This is a genomic window from Mammaliicoccus sp. G-M28, from assembly GCF_022386595.1.
In the GTDB taxonomy this organism is placed as follows: Bacteria; Bacillota; Bacilli; order Staphylococcales; family Staphylococcaceae; genus Mammaliicoccus; species Mammaliicoccus fleurettii.
The window spans coordinates 13,222-35,400 of record NZ_JAJNIF010000003.1 but is presented as its reverse complement, the minus strand read 5'-3'; the positions used below and the strand labels follow the sequence as shown (position 1 = coordinate 35,400).

Genomic DNA, 22,179 nt, shown 5'->3' with positions numbered 1-22,179 from the left:
CTTCTAAGTTTACTTTTAACTTAGAAGGATTTTTTTATAGTATTTAGAATCCTCTGCCAGCTCCACCACCAGAGAATCCGCCTCCACCACCGAAGCTTCCGCCTCCGGAGAATCCACCACCAGAACTACCTGATGATCCTCCAAATATAAATGGACCAGCCATTCCTCTTCTTGTACCTCTTCCATTACCACCTCTAGGAGGTTTTCCTCCTCCATTTTTAAAGTAGATAATGAAGAACACTATGATAAATAATATGAAAAATACAAATGGAATTTTACCTAATCCACTACTTTGAGGTTCTTTTTCAGTGAATTTTTTACCGTCGTAACCATAACTTTTAGCAATTTCATCCCAGACGGCATCATATAATTTCGTCAAACCTTGATCATAATATGCTTTTGCTTTTTTAGCATCGCCCGTTTTAGCAGCCTTTTTTTGGTATGGCATAAAGTTGGAATCAATAAGTTCACCAACTTTAGAATCATTCAGCACACCTTCTAAGCCATCACCAACTGCAATATCAATACCTCTATTATTATATTCATTACCGTTATCCATATTAAGTAATATAACAATACCTCTATTGTGCTTTTGATCTCCAACTTTATAATGTCTACCGGCTTCTAAAGCATAATCTTGACGAGGAGTTTGTCCAATTGACTTCATCGTCATGAGTAAGATATCTGCATCAGTACCATCTTGTAATTTTTGACCTTTTTTACTAATTTTATCTTTACTTTCATCACTGATTAAGTTTGCATGATCTTGAACAAATACAGGTTGTTCAAGCTTAGGAAACTTTTCATCTGCCGCTTGTATTGTAGAACTTAGTGAAAAAAAGCTTATAATAAACAAAACACAGAAACGTTTAAACATTGATGTCATTAAGATTCATCTCCACCGAAGTCAACTTTAGGTGCATCTTTTGCTTCACCTTTTGCTTGGAAATATTCTTTCTTATCGAAATTAAACAAACCTGCTACTATACTAGATGGGAATCTACGCGTAGCTTGATTGTATTCGTTAATGGATTCATTATAATCTTTTCTAGCTACTGCAATTCTATTTTCAGTTCCAGCTAGTTCATCTCTTAATCCAGTAAATTGTTTATCAGCTTTTAAATCAGGATAATTTTCACTAATAGCGATTAAACGGCTTAATGCACTATTTACTTCACCATTTGCGGCTGCTTTTTCTTCAGGTGAATTTGCACCAGCTAATTTACTACGTGCATCAGAAACATCTTTGAAAACTTTCTCTTCATGCTTAGTATACCCTTTAACAGTATCAACTAGATTCGGTATCAAATCGACACGTCTTTGTAATTGATTATCTATATTAGATAAAGAGTTATCCGCTTCTTCTTCTAAACCAACTAATCTATTATATGGTCCAATCATAATGACCCCTAAAATCACGATTACTGCTACTACAGCAATAATAGGTCCTAAATATTTTTTCATTTAATTTTCTCCTTTTCATTAATTTCATATGTCAATTTTATTATACAATAAATTCCATGTTAGTACAGTTCATTGAATATAGAAAAAAGCGCAATAAATAAATTTATCTATTGCGCTTTTATTGTTAATATTATGAGAATTTAACCATTGTATATTTTTTCTTACCTCTTCTTACGATTGTAAATTCATCATCAATTTTGTCTGCACTTGTTATTTCATGATTAACGTCTTGAATTCGTTCACCATTAATGTAAATGGCACCATTATTAATATCTTCACGCGCTTGTCTCTTAGAAGGTGAAACACCAGCTTCAATAATAAAATCAACTAATTGTACAGTTTCAGAACTTACTTGTGCTGTAGGTACATCCTTGAAACCTTCTTCAATTTCTGATTTAGTCAATGCTTTGATATCACCTTTAAATAGTGCATCAGTAATTCTTTTTGCTTCTTCAACTGCATCACTACCGTGGATGAATCCTACCATTTCTTCAGCTAACACTTTTTGTGCTTCTCTTAAGTGAGGTGCTTCTTCAACTGTTTTTTCTAGTCGTTCTATCTCTTCTCTATCTAAGAAAGTAAAGTATTTTAAATATTTCACGACATCTGCATCTTGAGCGTTAATCCAAAATTGGTATAGTTCATAAGCTGATGTTTTACTTCTATCTAACCATACAGTACCTGATTCAGATTTACCGAATTTTTTTCCATCTGCTTTAGTAACTAATGGAATTGTAAATCCGTAAGCTTCAGTATCACCATACATTTTTCTCATTAAATCTAATCCAGTTGTTATATTGCCCCATTGGTCAGAACCACCAATTTGCATTTTACAATCATAATTTTGATTTAAGTAACCGAAATCTATTGCTTGCAGAATCATGTAAGTGAACTCAGTGTATGATATACCTGTTTCTAATCTCGATTTCACAGAATCTTTAGCTAGCATGTAATTCACACCAACATATTTAGCATAATCTCTTAAGAATGAAATTAAATCAATTTCTTTTAACCAATCCTTATTATTAACTAAAATTGCAGAATCATCACCTTCAAAATCAAATATTTTATGCATTTGATTCATAATTCCGCGTACATTTGCTTCAATTTGTTCGTCTGATTGTAGATTTCTTTCTTCTGAGCGTCCAGAAGGATCACCAATCATACCAGTACCACCACCTACTAATACAATAGGTGTATGTCCATGATTTTGAAATCTTCGTAAAGTTAAGAAAGGCAGTAAATGTCCAATGTGTAAACTATCAGCAGTTGGATCTGCTCCACAATATATTTTGACAGATTCTTTATTCAATAATTCTTCAATTTCTTGTTCATCAGTTTGTTGATAAATTAAACCTCTCCATTTTAAATCTTCTATAAGTGCATTTGCCATTACTAATTCCTCCTCTTAAAATATAATATAAAAAAGCACCCTTACATAAAAATGTAAGGGTGCTTGAATACACGGTACCACCATACTTATGATGTTAAACACATCATCGCTCATTAATGTTACGTACATTAAAACGTCGAACATTTATTAAAGGTGTATTCATCATTATCGCTTTATCAGTTCTCAGCACCACTGACTCTCTTAAAAAGAATATAACAACTACTTCTCCTTTAGTTCGTTACCTTATGCAATTAATTACAAAGTATAAAGCTATCTTTTTTAAAAGTCAATACAATACATATATGTTATAATAATGATGATTAGATTGGAGGTAAAAATTTGAGTTCAAATCAGTCTAAAAACAAATTCAAAGATCAATTTAATCGTTCAAGTAAGAAGTATAAAGATACTTTTAAAGAAACAAAATGGTCTCCAAAATTAATATTCCACACTACATATAATGTAATAAGCAATTTATTCTTTATTATTATATTCATAAGTTGCTTATTATTAGCACTTGGCTTGGGTATTGGTGGCGGTTACTTCGCAGGACTTGTCAAAGATGAAAAAGTGATGTCAAAAAAAGATATGAAGCAACAACTTTATTCAATGACGGAAAGTACGTCTGTTTATTTTGGTTCTGGAGAGTCACTTGGCCGATTAAAAAGTGATGTCCAAAGGGATGTTATTAAAGGAAATGAAATAAGTGACAATGTTAAGAATGCTCTTATTTCAACAGAAGATGAAGATTTCTATAACCATAATGGTATTGTTCCAAAAGCTTTTCTTAGAGCTTCTGTGCAAGAAGTTTTGGGCAGTGCTAATTCTTCTGGTGGTAGTACATTAACGCAACAACTTGTTAAGAACCAACTTTTAACAAATGAAACATCTTTTGAACGTAAAGCTAAAGAAATGTTACTGTCGATGAATGTTGAAAAGAACTTATCAAAAGATGAAATTATCGATAGTTATTTAAATGTCGTTTCATTCGGTCGTAATTCAAATGGTTCGAATATTGCAGGTATTGAAGCTGCTGCACAAGGTGTATTTGGTAAATCAGCTAAAAAATTAAGCGTGGCAGAGTCAGCATATCTTGCCGGATTACCACAAAACCCATATACTTACACACCTTTCTTACCTAATGGTGATTTGAAAGATGATGAATCATTAAAATTCGGTATAAATCGTCAGCACTATGTACTTAAAAGAATGTATCAAGAAGATAAAATCACTAAAAAAGAATACGATGAAGCTTTAGATTTTGACATAAAAAAAGCATTTGTTGATAAAGTTGAAGAACCAAACCAAAAATATCCGTTCTTAACTGAAGAAGTTGAAAATCGTACAGTTGATATTCTTAAGTATCATTTAGCTAAAAATGATAATATTTCTAAAAAAGAATTGGACCAAACGCCAGTACTTATGACGAAATATACAGAAAAAGCTAATCAAGCAATGCGTACTGAAGGTTATCGTGTTGATACAACAATTGAAAAAGACATGTATGATAAGATTCAAGACGTAAAAAATAATTCAGGTAGTTACTCATGGGATAGAGAAGCAGATTATACAAATAGTGAAGGTAAAAAAGCTTCTAAAGAATTCCAACATGAAGTCGGTGCCCTTCTAAAAGAAAATCAATCTGGTAAAATCCTAGCATTTGTTGGTGGTAGAGATTACGAAAAATCACAAATTAATCATGCTACTAGTGCTAAACGTTCACCAGGTTCAACTATGAAACCATTATTAACTTATGCACCGGCATTTGAAAATGGTTTAATTACTCCAAATACTGCTTTACTCGACAAAAAATTCGATTATCTTGGCTATTCCCCAGATAACTATGATAGAAGAGAATTTGGTCCAGTAACAGTTGATTATGCATTAAGAAACTCATTAAACTTAAGTACTTTAAGGTTATATAGTAATGTACAAGACTATAAACCATGGGAAAACTTAAATAAAATGGGTATGACTATACCTGAAGATGTTCAAGATGGATTAGCCCTTACGCTTGGTACAGCTGACTTTACATTAGAACAAGATGTAAATGGTTATAGTTCATTAGCAAACAAAGGTGAATATAATGACAGTTACATGATTGAATCTATTAAATCACGTAATGGCGAAGTTATTTATCAGCATAAGAAAGATCCAAAACGTATATTTAGTGAATCAACAACATATTTAACAACAGATATCTTGAAAGGCGTTCTTGATGATGGTTCAGGTTACCAAATTAAAGATTCATTTGATGGTAACTGGGCTGGTAAAACAGGTACATCACAAGATGCTAAAGATAGTTTATTCGTTGGATATACACCAAAAGTAACACTAGGTATTTGGATGGGTTATGATCAACCAATTTCATTCGATGAAGATAGTCATTATCAATTATTTATGTGGAGAGATATGGTTAACGCATTATCTACTACTGATAGAGAAAAGCTTGGATATGATAGTGAATTCACAAAACCAAGTACGGTAAAAGAAGATACAATTTGCCAATATACTAATTCTACAGATAGTTGTAGTAGCGGTGAATCTAAAGCACCTTCTACATTAATTTCAGATAAGGTAGATACATCTAACAAAGATATACAATCAGATTATGTAATGAAACGTTTAGGTAAAGCAATTGATCCTAACACATCATCTAAAGTTAAACCTAAAGAAAAAGTTGCTAAAAACTCTAAAGAAGCTTGGTCATACAAATCTAGCAGTAAATCTAGTAGTTCTGACAGCAAGCCATCCAGTGGTACAAGTACAGCACCACCAAGTAGCGACTAAACACAAAAGAGCTGAGACAATTAATTTGTCTCAGCTCTTTTTTTATCTTAAATTAGAATAGCCCTACTGCAGATCCATCTTCATTAACGTCCATATTCAATGCTGCTGGTTTTTTAGGTAAACCTGGCATCGTCATGATATCTCCAGTCAACGCAACGATAAAACCTGCACCGGTTCTTGGTGATAATTCTCTAATTGTAATATCAAAGTCTGAAGGTGCACCGATTTGTTTTGGATCATCTGTAAATGAGTATTGTGTTTTAGCCATACATACTGGATATTTGTCCCATCCATTTTCCTTTATCGTTTTAAGTTGTTTTATAGCTTTATCACTAAATTTAACTGATCTTCCACCATATACTTTCTGAACAATTGTTTCTAGTTTATCTTCTATAGACATATCTAAATCATAAATTGGTGAAAATTGTTGTGGTTTTTCTAAGACACGTAATACTTCTTTTGCAAGGTCTATTCCGCCTTTTCCACCTTTTTCCCATACTTCAGTCAGTGCAACTTTTATTTCATGTTCTTTGCACCAATCTAATACATATTGAACTTCTTCTTTTGTATCATGTATAAATGCATTAATTGCAACTACGGGTTCAACACCAAATTGTTTAATATTTTGAATATGTCTTTCTAAGTTTATTATGCCTTTTTTAACCGCTTCAACATTTTCACTTTTAAGTTCATTTTTCTCAACACCACCATGCATTTTCAAGGCTCTTATCGTAGCTACTATTACGACAGCACTTGGATCAAATCCTGCTTTACGAGTCTTAATATCCATGAATTTTTCTGCGCCTAAATCAGAGCCAAATCCACTTTCTGTTACAACTATATCTGCTAATTTTCTAGCAGTATTTGTTGCGATTATCGAGTTACAACCATGTGCTATATTTGCAAATGGGCCACCATGTACAAATGCAGGTGTACCTTCAATAGTTTGAACAATATTAGGTTTAATTGCATCCTTTAAAATTAGTGTTAATGCACCCTCTACTTTCAAATCACGAACCGTTACAGGCTTTCTATCTACTGTATAACCGATAGTTATGTTTGCTAAGTTTTCTTTTAAATCTTTAATACCATTCGATAAACAAAATACTGCCATTATTTCAGATGCAACTGTAATATCAAATCCATCTTCTCTTGGAACACCTCGAGTTGGCCCACCAAGCCCAACAACTACTTGACGTAATTCTCTATCATTCATATCAAGTACACGTTTCCATTCTATTCGTCTTGAATCTATATTTAACTCATTACCTTGATAAATATGGTTATCAATAAAGGCTGAAAGTGCATTATTTGCAGTAGTTATTGCATGTAAATCTCCATTGAAATGTAAATTTATTTCTTCCATTGGTAGTACTTGCGCATAACCTCCACCAGTAGCGCCACCTTTCATTCCAAAGACTGGACCAAGCGAAGGTTCTCTTAATGCTACCATTACATTTTTATTTAATTGATTGAATGCATCAGCTAAACCTACTGTAACAGTTGATTTACCTTCTCCAGCTGGTGTTGGACTCAATGCTGTTACTAATACAACTTTTCCTTTTTCTTTTATATCTTTTAACTTTGTAATATCAACTTTTCCTTTATAATGCCCATAAGGTTCTAAAGAATCATGAGGAATTCCTACCTTTTCAGCAATTTCATTAATCGGTCTTAATGTACTTTGTTTTGCAATTTCTAAATCTGATAAATGACTCAATATTGTTCACTCCTTAAATTTATATTACAAATTATAAGTATCTCAACTTTAGAATAAACAAATAATTGTAAAAAATCAATTTAACTTACCACTACTAATATCATGATAAAGGCTGAGACAATAATTTGTCTCAGCCTCAACTTTCATAAAAATTAATCTTCCAATGTAGATAAATCACCAGCAGGTAAATCTAATTCCCATGCTTTTAATACACGTCTCATAATTTTACCTGAACGTGTTTTAGGTAATTTATCTTTAAAATCAATTTCACGAGGTGCTGCATGTCCAGCTAATCCTTCTTTAACAAATTTTCTTATCTCTTCTTTAAGTTCATCAGATTCTTCATATCCTTCTCTTAAAGCGATAAAGGCTTTTATAATTTCACCACGTACTGGATCTGGTTTACCGATTACCCCAGCTTCAGCTACTGCAGGATGCTCAACTAGTTTAGATTCAACTTCAAATGGTCCTACTCTCTCACCAGCAGTCATAATAACGTCATCAACTCTACCTTGGAACCAGTAATAACCATCTTCATCTTTATAAGCTGAGTCACCTGATACATACCATTCATCATTTATAAAATATGATTCATATTTAGGTTGGTTATTCCAAACTGTTCTCATCATTGAAGGCCAGCCTTTTTTCAATGCTAAATTACCCATTCTGTTAGGTGGTAATTCCTTACCTTGATCATCAACTATTGCAGCTTCAATACCAGGTAGAGGTTTACCCATTGAACCTGCTCTAATATCCATAGATGGATAGTTAACAATCATATGTCCACCCGTTTCAGTCATCCACCAAGTATCATGTACTCTATGGTTAAATACTTTATGAGCCCATTTAATGACTTCTGGATTTAACGGTTCACCTACTGATAATACATGTCTTAAAGATGATAAGTCATATTTACTAACAACATCGTCACCCGCACCCATTAACATTCTTAGAGCTGTTGGTGCAGTATACCAAATTGTTACACCATAAGTTTGGATAAATTCATACCAACCTTCTGGAGAGAATCTTCCACCCACGATACAATTTGTAACACCATTTAACCATGGACTAAAAATACCATATGATGTTCCTGTTACCCAACCTGGATCTGCGGTACACCAATAAACATCATCTTCTTTAAAATCTAAGACATATTTACCAGATATATAATGTACAACCATTGCTTCTTGTACATGAAGAACACCTTTTGGTTGTCCTGTTGAACCTGATGTATAGTGTAGTATCAATCCATCTTCTTTATCTAACCATTCGATATCAAATTTTTCATCAGCTTTTTCAAATTCTTTATTAAAATCAATATATTCATCACTTACCTCATCGTCTACTACAACGATATGTTCAAGGTTAGGTAATTCATCTTTAGGAATTCTTCCAACTAAATCGTTTGTTGTAATAATAACTTTAGCTTCACTGTTTTCAAGTCTATCTTTAACAGCTTTTTCCATAAATGCTTCAAATAATGGTCCAACAATAGCGCCAATTTTCAAAGTACCTAAAAGTGAAAAGTATAGTTCAGGCGTTCTAGGCATGAAAACAAATACTCTATCGCCTTTTTTAACGTTTGCTTTATTTTTCAAAACATTTGCAGCTTTATTACTCGCGATTTGCATATCTTTAAACGAATAACTATCTTGTCTATTCTGATCTTTATAATGAAGTGCAATCTTGTCCCCTTTACCATTATCAACATGACGATCAATACACTCATATGCCATATTTATCTTTCCAGTTTCACTCCAACTGAAATTTTTTTCAATATCTTCCCAATTATGATTTTTTACTGCATCATCATAATTAGCAAGATTATAATTATCATTTAATGCTTCGTAAACTTCGACTTTCATTTAAATCTCCCCTTTTATAAATGTAATCGTTTTCAATAAAGCCTATTTCTATTATAATATAAATAGATGATACTTTTCAAAAAAATTTGATTATTCAAAATAAACTTTACAAATATAGAATATCATATTTATAGAAAGGAGGTACAAAATTGGAACACTTAAAAACTTTTTTATCTGATACTGTTACATATAATAAAGATATTAATATCATAATTGAAGGTCCAGTAAATTCAGATGAATTAAAGAAAATGACTTTCGACGAAGGTTTAAATAGTTTCAGAGTTCCTAAAGAACAATTTGAAGCTATTATTGAAATTGCCGAACTACCTGAAGGAAGAATCATCATTGCGCGCATAGATCAACATATTATTGGCTATACTACTTATCTTTATCCAGACCCACTTGAGCGATGGTCTGATGGCAATCTCCCCTATATTTTAGAGCTTGGTGCAATAGAACTTTCTTTAAAATATCGAAAGTATGGCTTAGGTAAAAAAATGTTGAAGTTAGCGATGAAAGCTCCGGAGATGGAAGATTTCATTGTTATAACAACTGAATATTATTGGCATTGGGATTTGAAAAATAGTGGTTTAGATGTGTACCAATATCAAAAAATTATGCATAAAATGATGGCTGAAGGTGGTTTAGAAGTATTTGCTACAGATGACCCAGAAATTATAAGTCATCCTGCAAATAGTTTAATGGCTAGAATTGGTAAAAATATTAAACAAGAACAAATGGAAGCATTTGATCAATTAAGATTTATGAATAGATTTTTCTTTTAGGAGGTAAAATTATGTTAGTTGAAAAAATTATGACATCACCTTGTACGACTATTCAAAGCGATAAATCCATTGAAGATGCATTAGTTTTAATGACACAAAAAGAAATTAGACACTTACCTATTGTTGATGAAGATAATCAGCTGCTCGGTATCATTTCTGATAGAGATATAAAAATGGCATTACCCAGCATATTATCAGATGATGAGCCGAACAAAAGCTTATCTTTATCTGTTTCAAAAATAATGAGACGCAATGTCATACGCTGTCACCCATTAGATTTCGTAGAAGATATTGCACTTGATTTCTATGAAATGTCTATAGGTTCAATTCCTGTTATAAGAGACAATAAAGTAATAGGCATTGTAACTCAAAAAGATATGCTCAACACATTTTTAGAACTAACTGGTGTCACAATGCCAGGTTCAATCATTGAAGTATATATTGACGATAAAGTTGGTGCACTTCATGATATAACACATATATTCAAACAACAAAATATCGATATTTTAAATGTCCTTGCTTATGCTGATCAACAAAATGTTAATAAGAGATATCTTATGTTACGAGTAAAATCAATGAATCCCGAAAAAATATATAAACTATTAGAAGAACAAGGTTATCATGTCATCTATCCTTTTGGTATAAAAAATGACTAAAGTTAAATATGTTTATTCGGAAGATTTATTGAAATATCGGTTCTCTGATAGTCATCCATTTAATCAAATGCGTTTAAAGTTAACAACCGACCTTCTCATTGATTTAGGCGTGTTAACTTCTGAACACATTATAGCTCCAAGAGTGGCGACAGATGAAGAACTTGAACTCGTACATGAAGTGAATTATATAGAAGCAATTAAAAAGGCAGGCAAAGGTGAATTACCGATAGATGAATATGACAAATATGGTTTAAATAGCGAAGATACACCTCAATTTGTAAATATGCATGAAAATAGCGCAAGAGTTGTTGGCGGAACGCTTACTGCTGTAGATGCTGTCATGAATGGAGAAGCTACGAGAGCTTGTCATTTAGGTGGTGGCTTACATCATGGATTTAAAGGAAAAGCAAGTGGCTTTTGTATATACAATGACAGTGCAGTAGCCATTCAGTATATGCAATCTAAGTATAAGCAACGTGTTTTGTATATTGATACTGATGCACATCATGGAGATGGCGTACAATGGTCTTTCTATACAAATGAAGATGTTATGAACTATTCCATACATGAAACAGGAAGATATTTATTTCCAGGTACTGGCGCATTAACTGAGCGTGGGGATGGTAAAGGATTCGGTACTACTGTCAATGTCCCTCTGGATGCATATACTGAAGATGATTCTTATATAGATGTTTTTAAGGATACAATTGAAGCAGTTTGTGAATCTTATAAACCAGATGTTATTTTAAGTGTAAATGGCGTAGATATTCATTACTTAGATCCACTCACACATTTGAGTTGTACTTTAGATACTTTATATAAAATACCTTATATCGTTAAGAATTTAGCTGATAAATATTGCGATGGAAAAGTAATCATGATTGGTGGAGGTGGCTATAATATTTGGCGAGTTGTACCAAGAGCTTGGTCACATGTTTGGTTTGCATTAAATGATTTACAAACACCAAACACACCAATACCTCAAACTTGGATTGAAAAATATCAAGAACACGCTCCATTTCCACTAGCAACATCATGGATAGATGAAAAAGAAGGCTATATGGAAATACCAAGAAAAAAGGAAATATCCGAAAAAAATAACAATACTAAAATGAGAATATTAGATTGGTTTAAAATGTAAAAAGAGCAGAAATTCATTGTAACATTGAATTTCTGCTCTTATTTTTATAAATGTTAGTTGCACTTCTACTGACTTGTGTGAATATAGGTGACCTTAGTTACACTTCTCTCGACTTGTGTAAATATAGATACTCTTAGTTACACTTCTCTCGACTTATGTAAATATAGATACTCTTGCTTACACTTCTACCGACTTGTGTGAATATAGTTACCCTTGCTTACACTTCTACTGACTTGTGTGAATATGGGTGCCCTTATTCACACTTCTAACGACTTGTGTGAATATAGATACTCTATGAATAAGAGGCTGAGACAAATTAATTTGTCTCAGCCTCTTATATAAATTTATTTAGTAGTTCCTCTATATTCTACTCTATAAGGTAAAATAACATTAGGTTCATCAATTTGTTCGTCATTCATATATTTAGTCAATAATCTCATACCAACTGCACCAATATCATATAAAGGTTGAGTTACGCTAGATAATTGTGGTCTTACCATATGAACTAATCTCGTATTGTTAAAGCTTACAACTTGTAAATCCTCAGGAATTTTAACGCCTGCATCTTGAGCGGCATGGACAATACCAATAGCTTGCTCATCGCTTATACATAAAATTACATCTGGATTTTCTTTTGAAATAGCTTCATAAGCACGACTTCCATCTTTATAAGTTTCATTGCCTACAAATTTAGCATTATCTTCAATTTGAAGATTAGCATCTTGAAGTGCTAATTCTAATCCTTTAAAAGCATCATCTTGTGCTTTTTCAGAATAGCCTCCACCTACAAATGCGAACTTCTTAGCACCTTTAGTAATAAGTGTTTCAGCAATTTGTTTACTAGCTTCTGTATAGTTGATATTAACTGAAGCAAGCTTTGAATCTTTATCATTTGTACCTGATACTACTACAGGAACAGATGATTTATCAATAAGTTCAACAGTTTCATCAGTTAACGTACCACCAAGGAAAATAATACCATCAACTTGTTTACTCAATAAGTTGTTAAATATTTCTTGTTCTTTTTCACTATCATTATCAGAATTAGAAATAATTGTATGATATTTATACATAGTAGCAATATCTTCTAAACCTCGAGCTAGCTCAGAATAATATACATTCGAAATGTCTGGAATAATTACGCCTACCGTTGTCGTTTTCTTACTTGCTAATCCTCGTGCAACTGCATTAGGTCGATAATTTAATCTTTTAATTACTTCATTTACTTTGTCACGTGTTGATGGTTTAACATTTTGGTTACCATTTACAACTCGTGAAACTGTTGCCATAGATACTTTAGCTTCTCTCGCAACATCATATATTGTTACAGTCATAATATCCTCCTATCTTTGAAAACGTTTTCTAGTACATTCTAGCACGTTTTCATAATGTTTTCAAAATATATGAAAGCGAACTCACAATTACCAATTATAAAAGATTATAACAGTGTTGTCGATATAATTGCTCCAATAAAATCTCTTAAAGTGTAAATTGTTCATTCTTTTTCAGAAAACGAATGAACATATGACATAAATACAAAAACTCTCCCAACCCAAAGTGTTATCTTTCGGATTGGAAGAGTTTATTGAGAATAGAAATACTATATCACATTTATTTTTCGTATAATTTTGCTGCTTGAACGATTTCTTTATGGAATGAATCAAATTCATTTAAGTCCATTTGTTGTCCTGCATCACTTAATGCTACTGATGGATCAGGATGAACTTCTGCCATAACACCATCTGCTCCAACTGCTAAAGCTGCTTTAGCACAAGGTAGCATAATATCTTTACGACCTGTACTGTGCGTTACATCTACCATTACAGGTAAGTGTGTGCCTTGTTTTAAAATTGGAACTGCTGAAATATCTAATGTATTTCTTGTAGCTTTTTCATATGTTCTAATACCTCTTTCACAAAGAATAATATTACTATTACCTTGAGAATGAATGTACTCTGCTGCATAGATGAATTCTTCAATTGTAGCTGATAATCCACGTTTTAATAAAATTGGCTTATTCGTTTTACCAGCTTCTTTTAATAATTCAAAGTTTTGCATGTTTCTTGCACCGATTTGGAATACGTCTAAATATTCATCAGCCATTTCAAAGTGAGATGGATTAACGATTTCACTTACAACATTTAAACCGTATTTATCTTTAGTATTTTTAAGAATTTTTAATCCTTCTTCACCTAAACCTTGGAAATCATATGGAGAAGTACGAGGTTTAAATGCGCCACCTCTGATGAATTTCTCTCCTCTATCTGCTAAGTCTTTAGCAACTGTGTCAACTTGTTCTTGTGATTCTACTGAACAAGGACCAAATACGAATGATTTTTTATTATTACCGATAATAGCTCCATTATCGAATTGTACAATTGTATCTTCTGGTTTCAACTTACGAGAAACATATAAATGTTTTTCATTTTCTGATTTTTGTAAGTCTGTTGATGCTTTAAAGATTTCTTTAAATAATTGCTTAATAGTATTGTCGTTATATGGTCCTTCATTGTTATCAATTAAATGATTCAACATTTCTTTTTCACGTTGTGGATCATATACTTGAGTACCTTGTTTACGTTTTTCTTCACCTATTTTTTTAGCTATAGTACCACGCTCTTGTAGTAAAGCTAATATTTCATCATTAATACCTTCAATTCTTTCTCTTAAACTTTCTAATTCATTTGACATCCTATTCACCTCGTGTAAACAATTTAACTCACATACTTTAAAGCGATAAAATATATAAGTAATTAGATGTTAGTATAACAATTTAAAAGCGCCTATTCAACCCTAACATTTCATTTTTTAAAAATTTCTTATTATTCAAACTATTATACTATACTTTAAGTTATATAAAAAGGAGCAGAACAGTCCAAAATAATGATTAAAGGCTAGGACAATTAATTTGTCCCAGCCTTCTAAATGTTAGTATTTACTAACTATTATTTTTTATCGAAAGATTTTTTCTCTACAACTGTTTTTGGTCCTTTTAAATCTTCATCTTCTACTTCTGATTTAATAGCACCTTTTTGAGCTTTTAATTCTTCGTTAGCAACATCATCAGCTGTTACAACGCCTTTATTAGCTTTTTTCTCAGCTTGTTTTGATTTAACTTCGTCAGCTTTTTTCTTAGCTTCAGTTTTCTTTTCTTCAGCTTGAGTTTTAACTTCTTCAGCTTTTTGGTTTGCTTGTACTTTCTTTTCTTCAACTTTTTCTTTTACTTCGACTTTTTTATCTTCAGCTTGTGTACGAATCTCTTCAGCTTTAGATTGTGCTTGTTCTTTCAAGCCATCAGTTTTTGTTTTTACGTCATCTAAAATTTTATTAGACTTTTCACTTAAGTCACCTTGTAACTCTTTACCTGGTTTAGGTGCAAGTAGTAAACCTACAATTCCACCTACAACTGTACCCAATACTACTCCAAATACAAAGTCTCTACCGTTTGTATTTTTTTCGTATTCTGCTTCATACGTTTCTAAACCATGTGTATATAGATCTCTATTATATTTATTTTCCATTTCTATTTCCTCCTAATTAAATTAAAGAAATGCACTTATAATCTAGATTATAAGTGCATTTAGTTTATTTTTTTAAACCTGCACCAATTTTATCTTCATCCAAGTTATCGCCCTGTGTTGTTTTTTCATTGTAGTTTTTTGGTACTTGCGTTTCAAAATCATTAGAAGAATTTATATCGCTTTTATATGATGATACATTACTTCTACGATCTCTTCTTAATTGCCATTTATCTGCAACTTCCATTGCAACATTTGACCATTGAATTACTTGAGAAATTTTATCTTCATTTTGTGAGATATTGTGAGTAATTGAATTAGTCACTCTATCAACTGAAGTGTTAAGTGTTTGAACTGAATCACCAACACCTTTTACAGCATCTACAACAGAATTCAAACGTAATGATTTATCTTGAATATCTTCTGTTAAGCGATTTGCTTTATGAAGTAAATCTGTAGATTCACGTGTAATACCTTGTATTTGGCCTTGAATGCCATCTAGTGTTTCGTTAATACCTTTAACTGTTTTTAATAGTTGCATTAAGAATAGTGCTAAAACAACACATATTACTAAAAATGCAACAGCAGCAATAATTCCTGCTATTGGTAATATCCAATCCATACTGAACGCCTCCTAATAATTATAAAACTAAATCTTTAATTGATATACTAATATTTAATACCCTGACTCAATAAATAATAAACATATCAATTTTAAACTTCTAACGTAGAAACATAAGCTTTTTGAATTTTTTGAATGTCTCCAGCGCCCATAAATAGTATAACACCATTAGTATGTTTTTGTAGTTGTGAAACTGTATCTTCATTAATTAAATCTGAGTTTGGAATTAAAGCTTTTAAATCATGAATTGTTAACTCGCCTTGTTGTTCTCTAATTGATCCAAAAATATCACATAAATATACTTTATCTGCTCGGTTTAAACTTTCAGCAAATTCATTTAAAAATGTTTCAGTTCGAGAAAAAGTATGAGGTTGAAATACTGCTACAACTTCGTTTTCTGGATATTTTTTTCTAGCTGATTCAATTGTAGCGTTAATTTCTCTAGGATGATGTGCATAGTCATCTATTAAAATTTGGTTATCATAAAAGCTTTCACTAAATCTTCTTTTTACGCCGCCAAATGTTAACAGAGCTTCTTTAATATTTGCAATATCTAATTTTTCTAAATGACAAACTGCTATTACTGCTAATGCATTAAGAACATGATGGTCTCCATACATTGGTGTAGTAAAAGTACCGATTAGTTCATTTTTAGTTTTGAAATAGACATCAAATGTTGTGCCCTTAGATGATGTATGAATATTTTTAGCAAAAACATCATTATCTTCTTCAAATCCATAGTAATAGATAGGAACGTCTGCTTCAATTTTTCTCAGCTCACTATCATGCCCCCATGCTACAATACCTTTTTTTACATTTTTAGCCATCTCTTGGAAAGCATTTGTAACATCTTGTAAGTCTTTAAAATAATCAGGGTGATCGAAATCAATATTTGTCATGATTGCATAGTCAGGATAGTAACTTAAGAAATGTCTTCTATACTCACATGCTTCAAATGCAAAGTAAGAACTATCAGGCATACCCATTCCAGTACCATCACCAATTAGAAATGAAGTCTTTTGATCACCATTCATAACATGTGATAATAACCCTGTCGTTGATGTCTTACCATGTGCACCCGTAACAGCTACAGAAGTATATTGAGACATAAAATCACCAAGGAAGATATGATAACGTTTAACTTCTAATCCTAATTCATACGCTCTTGCAATTTCAGGGTGCGAATCCGGAAATGCATTACCTGCAATTATTGTCATACCTTCTTTAATATTTTCAACATCAAAAGGTAGTATTTTTATCCCTTTATTTTTCAAAGCTATTTCTGTAAACACTGTATTTTCTATATCAGAACCTTGAACGTTATGTCCCATATCATGCATAATTTGTGCAAGTGAACTCATACCCGCCCCTTTTATTCCAACAAAATGAAATAATGTCATTTCATGTCACTCCTTCTAGTACTTAATTGTTAGTTTCTTTTTCTTCTAGCATATCTTTAGTAATTAAAACATCTCTTGGTTTGGAGCCATTAGAACCAGATATAAATCCTCTTTCCTCTAAATTATCAATCATTCGAGCAGCTCTATTGTAACCAATTTGGAAATGTCTTTGTATCAGTGAAGTTGAAATATGACCTTCTTTCACCATAAAATCACAAACATCATTAAACAAAGCATCTTTAGGTTGTTCATTAACTTTTTTCAACAATGTTTCTTCTTTGAATAGATAGTTAGGTTTCATTTGATTACTTACATTTGAAACTGTTTCATCAATTTCATCATCTGATACAAATGCACCTTGAACTCTTATTGGTTTATTCATACCATTACCAAGATACAACATATCACCATTACCAAGTAATTTTTCTGCTCCACCAACATCAAGAATAGTTCTAGAGTCAATCGAAGAAGATACCATAAATGAGATTCTAGTTGGAACATTTGCTTTAATTAAACCTGTAATTACATTAACTGAAGGTCTTTGAGTAGCAAGTATCATATGTATACCACAAGCTCTAGCCTTCTGTGCAATTCTGGCAATAGATTGCTCCACTTCTTGTGGAGACATCATCATTAAATCAGCTAATTCATCTATAACTATAATGATTTTCGCCATTCTTTGCTCGTAATTTGCTTTTTTATTAAAAGCAGTAATATTTCTCACATGTAATTCTGCAAAACGTTTATATCTTCTTTCCATCTCTTCAACAGCCCATTTTAAGCTAGCTGTTGCAGCTTTCACATCAGTTATGACTGGTGCTACGAGATGAGGTAAATTGTTATAAGGTGCAAGTTCAACCATCTTAGGATCAATAAGTAATAATTTTAATTCATCCGGATGATTCTTATACAATAGACTCGTCAATATTGCATTAATACATACAGATTTACCAGAACCTGTTGCACCAGCAATAAGTGCATGTGGAGTCTTAGAAATATCCATTAATAACGGTTCATTATTAATCTTAAATCCCATAGCAACTGTCAACTTACTTTCCGCTTGTTGAAATGCTTTAGAGGTAATCATCTGTCCTAAAGGTATTTTTTTTGGACTTTGATTTGGCACTTCTATTCCAACTAAACTTGTACCAGGTATTGGTGCTTCGATTCTAATATCTTTAGCTGCTAATGCCATTTTTATATCGTCTTGTAGTGCTGTAATTCTTGAAACTTTCACACCTTTTTCAACTGATAATTCAAATCTTGTAACTGTTGGACCTTGAATCATATTTACGACATGAGCTGGAACATTAAAATGATAAAATGCTTCATCTAATTCTTTTTTCTTGTCTTCTAGCCATTCGCTATTATCCTCTTTTTCTACTACATCATCTAAGATTGATACTGGAGGTAGTACAAATAAAGGACCTTTACGTTTTGTAGCTTGTTCAGATTCATTATTTTCTTTACGCTTTATATCATTTTTGAATGTTTGGTGTTTTCGTTTATCTGAAGGCGTCATCAAGACATTAAACGGTGACGATTTTCTTGTTGGATTTGGTTTAAGTACTGGTTCATAAGTTTGTTTTTCTTCTGAATTTTCAACTTCATCAAATTGAACATTACTTTCATGTTGATCATCAATATCTTGAGTATTCTGTGCTTCTTCATCTTGAGGTGATTCCAGTAATGTCTCATCTACTAATCCAAACGCTTCTTCAGATGAAGGTTCACTATCTTCTACTACATCGAAGTCTTCAAAGCTTATATCATCTTCTACAAAATGATTTGATTCTTCTATGATTTCTGAATGTGCTTCTTCTATATGATTATTTAATGCTTCAGTATCATTTTCTTCTACTGGATTAATTACTTCATGTTCCTGGTCTATTTGTTCTTCAAACTGTTCATCTTCAGAACTTTGTTCAGACATCTCATGATGAGATTGTTCAGAAACATCACTTTCTTCTACTTCTTCTACTTCCTCAAAAGTAGCATTTTCTTCATTTTCAAATACTTGGTCATGAACAAGTTCATCTTCATATGGTTCTGACATATCTTGTCCAATGTCTTGTTCATCACTGTTGTATGATTCTTCATCAAAATCTAAATCAATTTCTTTAAATTCATATGTAGTAAGGTCATTTACATCTGGTTGTAATGACATTTTGATTTCATCATCAGTAGATTCACTTTGATTGAGTTCGCTCGTATTATCTTTATCAACATCTTCATTATTAGAGTTATCGTTTGGATTATTCTTAATATATGAAGCTTGTTGTTTAAAGAAATAATCTTGATTTTTAACTTGCGATTTTTCTTCTTCAGATTCTAGATTTTTTAACTCTTGTTCTCTTTTTTCTCTTAATGCTTTTTCAAATTGTTTTTTCTTTTGAAGTTTCTTTTCACGTTCTTTTCTAATTTCAGAAACAATTTGAGATGCATATATATTCTCAATATTAATTGTGTTATCTGTCTGTGAATAAGTAGGTACATCTTGAATGATTTCACCATTTTGCTCTTTTTGAATGTTTTCATTCTTAGTGTTGTCAGTATCCTTATTTTTAAGATCATTTAAATAATCTGATGTGCTATGATCTTTTAACCCACTATTAGGGACATCTTTTTGTTTGCGCATGCCAAAAATAGCTGAAGGAACTTCAGATGCCTTAAATTTCGGTTGGTGTAAAGAATTCAATCTTTCCTGAAATTTTGTATCTTCATTATACTTTTCAGCTTTTTTATTTCGATTTGATGTTTTATTATTTTTTTCATTTTTGTCATTTTTATAATTATTTACATCTTTGTTATGTGTTCTAGATGCATTATTAAATGATTGTTGCGTACTATTTTGATTTCTTCTGCGTCTTCTTCTATTTGTAGGGAATGAAGCTTCATTTTCATCATAAAACCTATTGTCATGATTATGTTCTTTCGGTTTATAATCAGGTTCATTTTCTGATTGATTATATTGCCCCAAGTTATCGTCAGACGGTTCTTCATATTCCATTTGAATAGGAAATCTAAATTTCCCTTTAGGTCTTCTGTATATTTCTTCGTTAGTTGAATCATCTTCTGGATGGTAATCGGAAGATATTTGTTCTTTTTTTTCTTTTTCGTTATTTTGATTACTTTTAGATTGTCCGAATATATCATCAAACCAACTCATAGGTTCACTACCTTTCGTCTTCAAAAAATGGTGTTCCTACAGTATAACTATCATCCAATACCATTATACCTTTTTCTTTTGGAGCACCTTCCAAATCAAGTTCTTTCATTGAACATATCATGCCAGTAGAAGGTACACCTCTTAATTCTGCATCTTTAATAAGCATTCCACTAGGCATAACTGCCCCTACTTTAGCTACAACTACTTTTTGTCCTTGGTCAATATTTGGTGCGCCACATACAATTTGCAATGTGCCATTATCAACATCAACTTGGCATACTGATAGTTTGTCAGCATCTGGATGTTTAGTCTTTTCTGTTACATATCCAACTACAAATTTAGGTGATAAATCAACTTCTAGTTTATAGTTAATATTATTTTTTTCTAATAAATCTTGTATGCTACTAATATGTTTTTCTTGAATTTTAATATTTCCACTACCTTCTAACTGAACATATTTAGAAGCATTAAATATATTAAATCCTACAATATTACTTTCACTTTTAATAATTGTTATATCATTTTGATATGCATATTCTAAATTTTCAGTTGCAGGATCTATTGTGACCATTAGAACATCTCCAACGCCATTTTTGTTATAAAATAAATTCATTTTCTTAACTCCTTAAAGTCTTTTTTGATTGTTTTTCATATTTTTAAATTTTTCTCTGTTTTTTTCAAGTCTTTCTATGACTTCTTGATTTCTCTTACGTGAATGATTTTTACCTAAAATAAAGATTGGTTCTAAAGGCTTTTCTGGTGTATAAGAGAAAGATAATGAAGTTATTGGAACAAGGCCATTTTGGAAAAATTGCATCGTCATTTGAGCAACAACATCATAACCAATTTCATTCTTAATATCACAAATAACTAATACGTCTTGATGAGGCGTAGCTAATAACATTTCCCCTTCAATATTTTTATAAACATCTTTTAAAAATGTTTGATTTAATATTCTAGAAGCATCATAGCCGTCGTTAGTATTTACAAAATAGAATGTATTACCTTGAACTTCATCTGATTTATAAGTTGTTTTTTTCTTTTTGATGTTAAATAATGCTTGTTCTTTAATCTGTTCTTTAGTTAATTTAAGCTCTTCTAACATAGATTCATCAATTAAACGATAAGTATTACCTAAATCTAAAGCATAATAAACATTTGTCTCAGCAGTATGTTCATCAATTAAAAATGGTATACCTTCTTTCGTTTCTTTATGGAAACTTGTAGACCTAATAACTGGTAATATCTCTATTTTATTAATTTCTTTAGTAGATTCATCTTGCATTGCATTTATTGTCTCTGTTACGTAATAAACAATTTCATCAATTGTTTTATCACCTTTATCTTTATACTTAGCAATAATTGGAGCTAATTTAACAGAGAGCCCTTTTTTGTTATCAGTTCTTTCTATTCTTAAACTTTCATCTTCTCTATCAAACTTGAAATTTGCATCTAATGATTTCAAGCGATCTTTTAATAAATCTCTCATTTGAAAGACATTCATTCTAAACACTCCTATTTTTATACCTCTATATAGTTTACAACAAATTACCACTATGTAACAGTGATAAACATATATAAATCAACTTAAATAAAATAAAAAAGCAGGTAATTCGAAAATTAAAGAAACTTTTTTCGACCTGCTTTTTTTCACTT

General features: G+C 31.6%; 16 protein-coding genes, 1 pseudogene and 1 other annotated feature. Of the genes and pseudogenes, 4 read left to right on the top strand and 13 right to left on the bottom strand.

Features of this window, described 5'->3' with window-relative positions; all coding sequences use genetic code 11:
* Positions 1 to 43: 43 nt before the first annotated feature.
* The 3 genes from LQ609_RS03915 to tyrS all read right to left on the bottom strand — a co-directional run bounded on the left by LQ609_RS03915 (position 44) and on the right by tyrS (position 2,857).
* Entirely contained in the window at positions 44 to 886 is an 843-nt protein-coding gene (locus LQ609_RS03915) for a TPM domain-containing protein (RefSeq protein WP_078357532.1), read from the bottom strand.
* Entirely contained in the window at positions 886 to 1,464 is a 579-nt protein-coding gene (locus tag LQ609_RS03910; protein WP_239734346.1) for a LemA family protein, read from the bottom strand. Before LQ609_RS03910 ends, LQ609_RS03915 begins: the two co-directional genes overlap by 1 nt.
* A 130-nt stretch (positions 1,465 to 1,594) precedes the next feature.
* The gene (tyrS, locus tag LQ609_RS03905) at positions 1,595 to 2,857 is read right to left on the bottom strand and encodes a tyrosine--tRNA ligase (protein ID WP_107509795.1); all 1,263 of its coding nucleotides are present in this window, start codon (positions 2,855 to 2,857) and stop codon (positions 1,595 to 1,597) included.
* 52 nt (positions 2,858 to 2,909) lie between these two features.
* Positions 2,910 to 3,096, bottom strand: a binding site (T-box leader).
* Between the two features lie 100 nt (positions 3,097 to 3,196).
* Between tyrS and LQ609_RS03900 the strand changes: the two genes are divergently transcribed.
* The gene (locus LQ609_RS03900) at positions 3,197 to 5,647 is read left to right on the top strand and encodes a transglycosylase domain-containing protein (RefSeq protein WP_078357535.1); all 2,451 of its coding nucleotides are present in this window, start codon (positions 3,197 to 3,199) and stop codon (positions 5,645 to 5,647) included.
* Between the two features lie 52 nt (positions 5,648 to 5,699).
* On the opposite strand, the gene LQ609_RS03895 is transcribed toward LQ609_RS03900, so the two are convergent.
* Together LQ609_RS03895 and acsA are read right to left on the bottom strand one after the other, a co-directional pair.
* Positions 5,700 to 7,367, bottom strand: coding sequence for a formate--tetrahydrofolate ligase (locus LQ609_RS03895; protein WP_107509793.1), 1,668 nt, complete (start codon positions 7,365 to 7,367; stop codon positions 5,700 to 5,702).
* A gap of 152 nt (positions 7,368 to 7,519) precedes the next feature.
* Positions 7,520 to 9,232 (bottom strand): acetate--CoA ligase, encoded by a 1,713-nt coding sequence (gene acsA / locus LQ609_RS03890; RefSeq protein ID WP_078357537.1) that lies wholly within the window; start codon positions 9,230 to 9,232, stop codon positions 7,520 to 7,522.
* 149 nt (positions 9,233 to 9,381) lie between these two features.
* On the opposite strand from acsA, the gene LQ609_RS03885 reads away from it, so the two are divergent.
* The 3 genes from LQ609_RS03885 to LQ609_RS03875 are packed head-to-tail and all read left to right on the top strand — an operon-like array spanning position 9,382 to position 11,814.
* On the top strand, positions 9,382 to 10,017 hold the full coding sequence (locus LQ609_RS03885) for a GNAT family N-acetyltransferase (protein WP_078357538.1): 636 nt from the start codon (positions 9,382 to 9,384) through the stop codon (positions 10,015 to 10,017).
* Positions 10,018 to 10,028: 11 nt separating this feature from the next.
* Positions 10,029 to 10,673, top strand: a complete 645-nt coding sequence (locus LQ609_RS03880) for a CBS and ACT domain-containing protein (protein WP_078357539.1) — start codon at positions 10,029 to 10,031, stop codon at positions 10,671 to 10,673.
* Entirely contained in the window at positions 10,666 to 11,814 is a 1,149-nt protein-coding gene (locus LQ609_RS03875; RefSeq protein ID WP_239734345.1) for an acetoin utilization protein AcuC, read from the top strand. Before LQ609_RS03880 ends, LQ609_RS03875 begins: the two co-directional genes overlap by 8 nt.
* 344 nt (positions 11,815 to 12,158) lie before the next feature.
* On the opposite strand, the gene ccpA is transcribed toward LQ609_RS03875, so the two are convergent.
* The 8 genes and pseudogenes from ccpA to LQ609_RS03835 form a co-directional block, all read right to left on the bottom strand.
* On the bottom strand, positions 12,159 to 13,148 hold the full coding sequence (gene ccpA, locus LQ609_RS03870) for a catabolite control protein A (RefSeq protein ID WP_078357541.1): 990 nt from the start codon (positions 13,146 to 13,148) through the stop codon (positions 12,159 to 12,161).
* Between the two features lie 277 nt (positions 13,149 to 13,425).
* Complete coding sequence (locus LQ609_RS03865) at positions 13,426 to 14,505, bottom strand: bifunctional 3-deoxy-7-phosphoheptulonate synthase/chorismate mutase (protein WP_078357542.1); 1,080 nt, start codon at positions 14,503 to 14,505, stop codon at positions 13,426 to 13,428.
* Positions 14,506 to 14,759: 254 nt separating this feature from the next.
* A complete protein-coding gene (locus LQ609_RS03860; RefSeq protein WP_107510002.1) occupies positions 14,760 to 15,335 on the bottom strand; it encodes a YtxH domain-containing protein in 576 nt (191 codons plus the stop codon).
* 64 nt (positions 15,336 to 15,399) lie between these two features.
* Complete coding sequence (locus LQ609_RS03855) at positions 15,400 to 15,954, bottom strand: DUF948 domain-containing protein (protein WP_078357544.1); 555 nt, start codon at positions 15,952 to 15,954, stop codon at positions 15,400 to 15,402.
* 92 nt (positions 15,955 to 16,046) lie between these two features.
* Complete coding sequence (gene murC, locus LQ609_RS03850) at positions 16,047 to 17,354, bottom strand: UDP-N-acetylmuramate--L-alanine ligase (protein WP_078357545.1); 1,308 nt, start codon at positions 17,352 to 17,354, stop codon at positions 16,047 to 16,049.
* Positions 17,355 to 17,376: 22 nt separating this feature from the next.
* A pseudogene (locus LQ609_RS12755) lies at positions 17,377 to 19,128 on the bottom strand (DNA translocase FtsK); the annotation flags it as partial.
* A gap of 1,402 nt (positions 19,129 to 20,530) precedes the next feature.
* Positions 20,531 to 21,136: a YtpR family tRNA-binding protein gene (gene ytpR, locus LQ609_RS03840; protein WP_107510001.1), complete on the bottom strand. Its 606-nt coding sequence runs from the start codon at positions 21,134 to 21,136 to the stop codon at positions 20,531 to 20,533.
* Between the two features lie 12 nt (positions 21,137 to 21,148).
* Positions 21,149 to 22,027 (bottom strand): DUF1444 domain-containing protein, encoded by an 879-nt coding sequence (locus tag LQ609_RS03835; RefSeq protein ID WP_078357547.1) that lies wholly within the window; start codon positions 22,025 to 22,027, stop codon positions 21,149 to 21,151.
* Positions 22,028 to 22,179 lie beyond the last annotated feature (152 nt).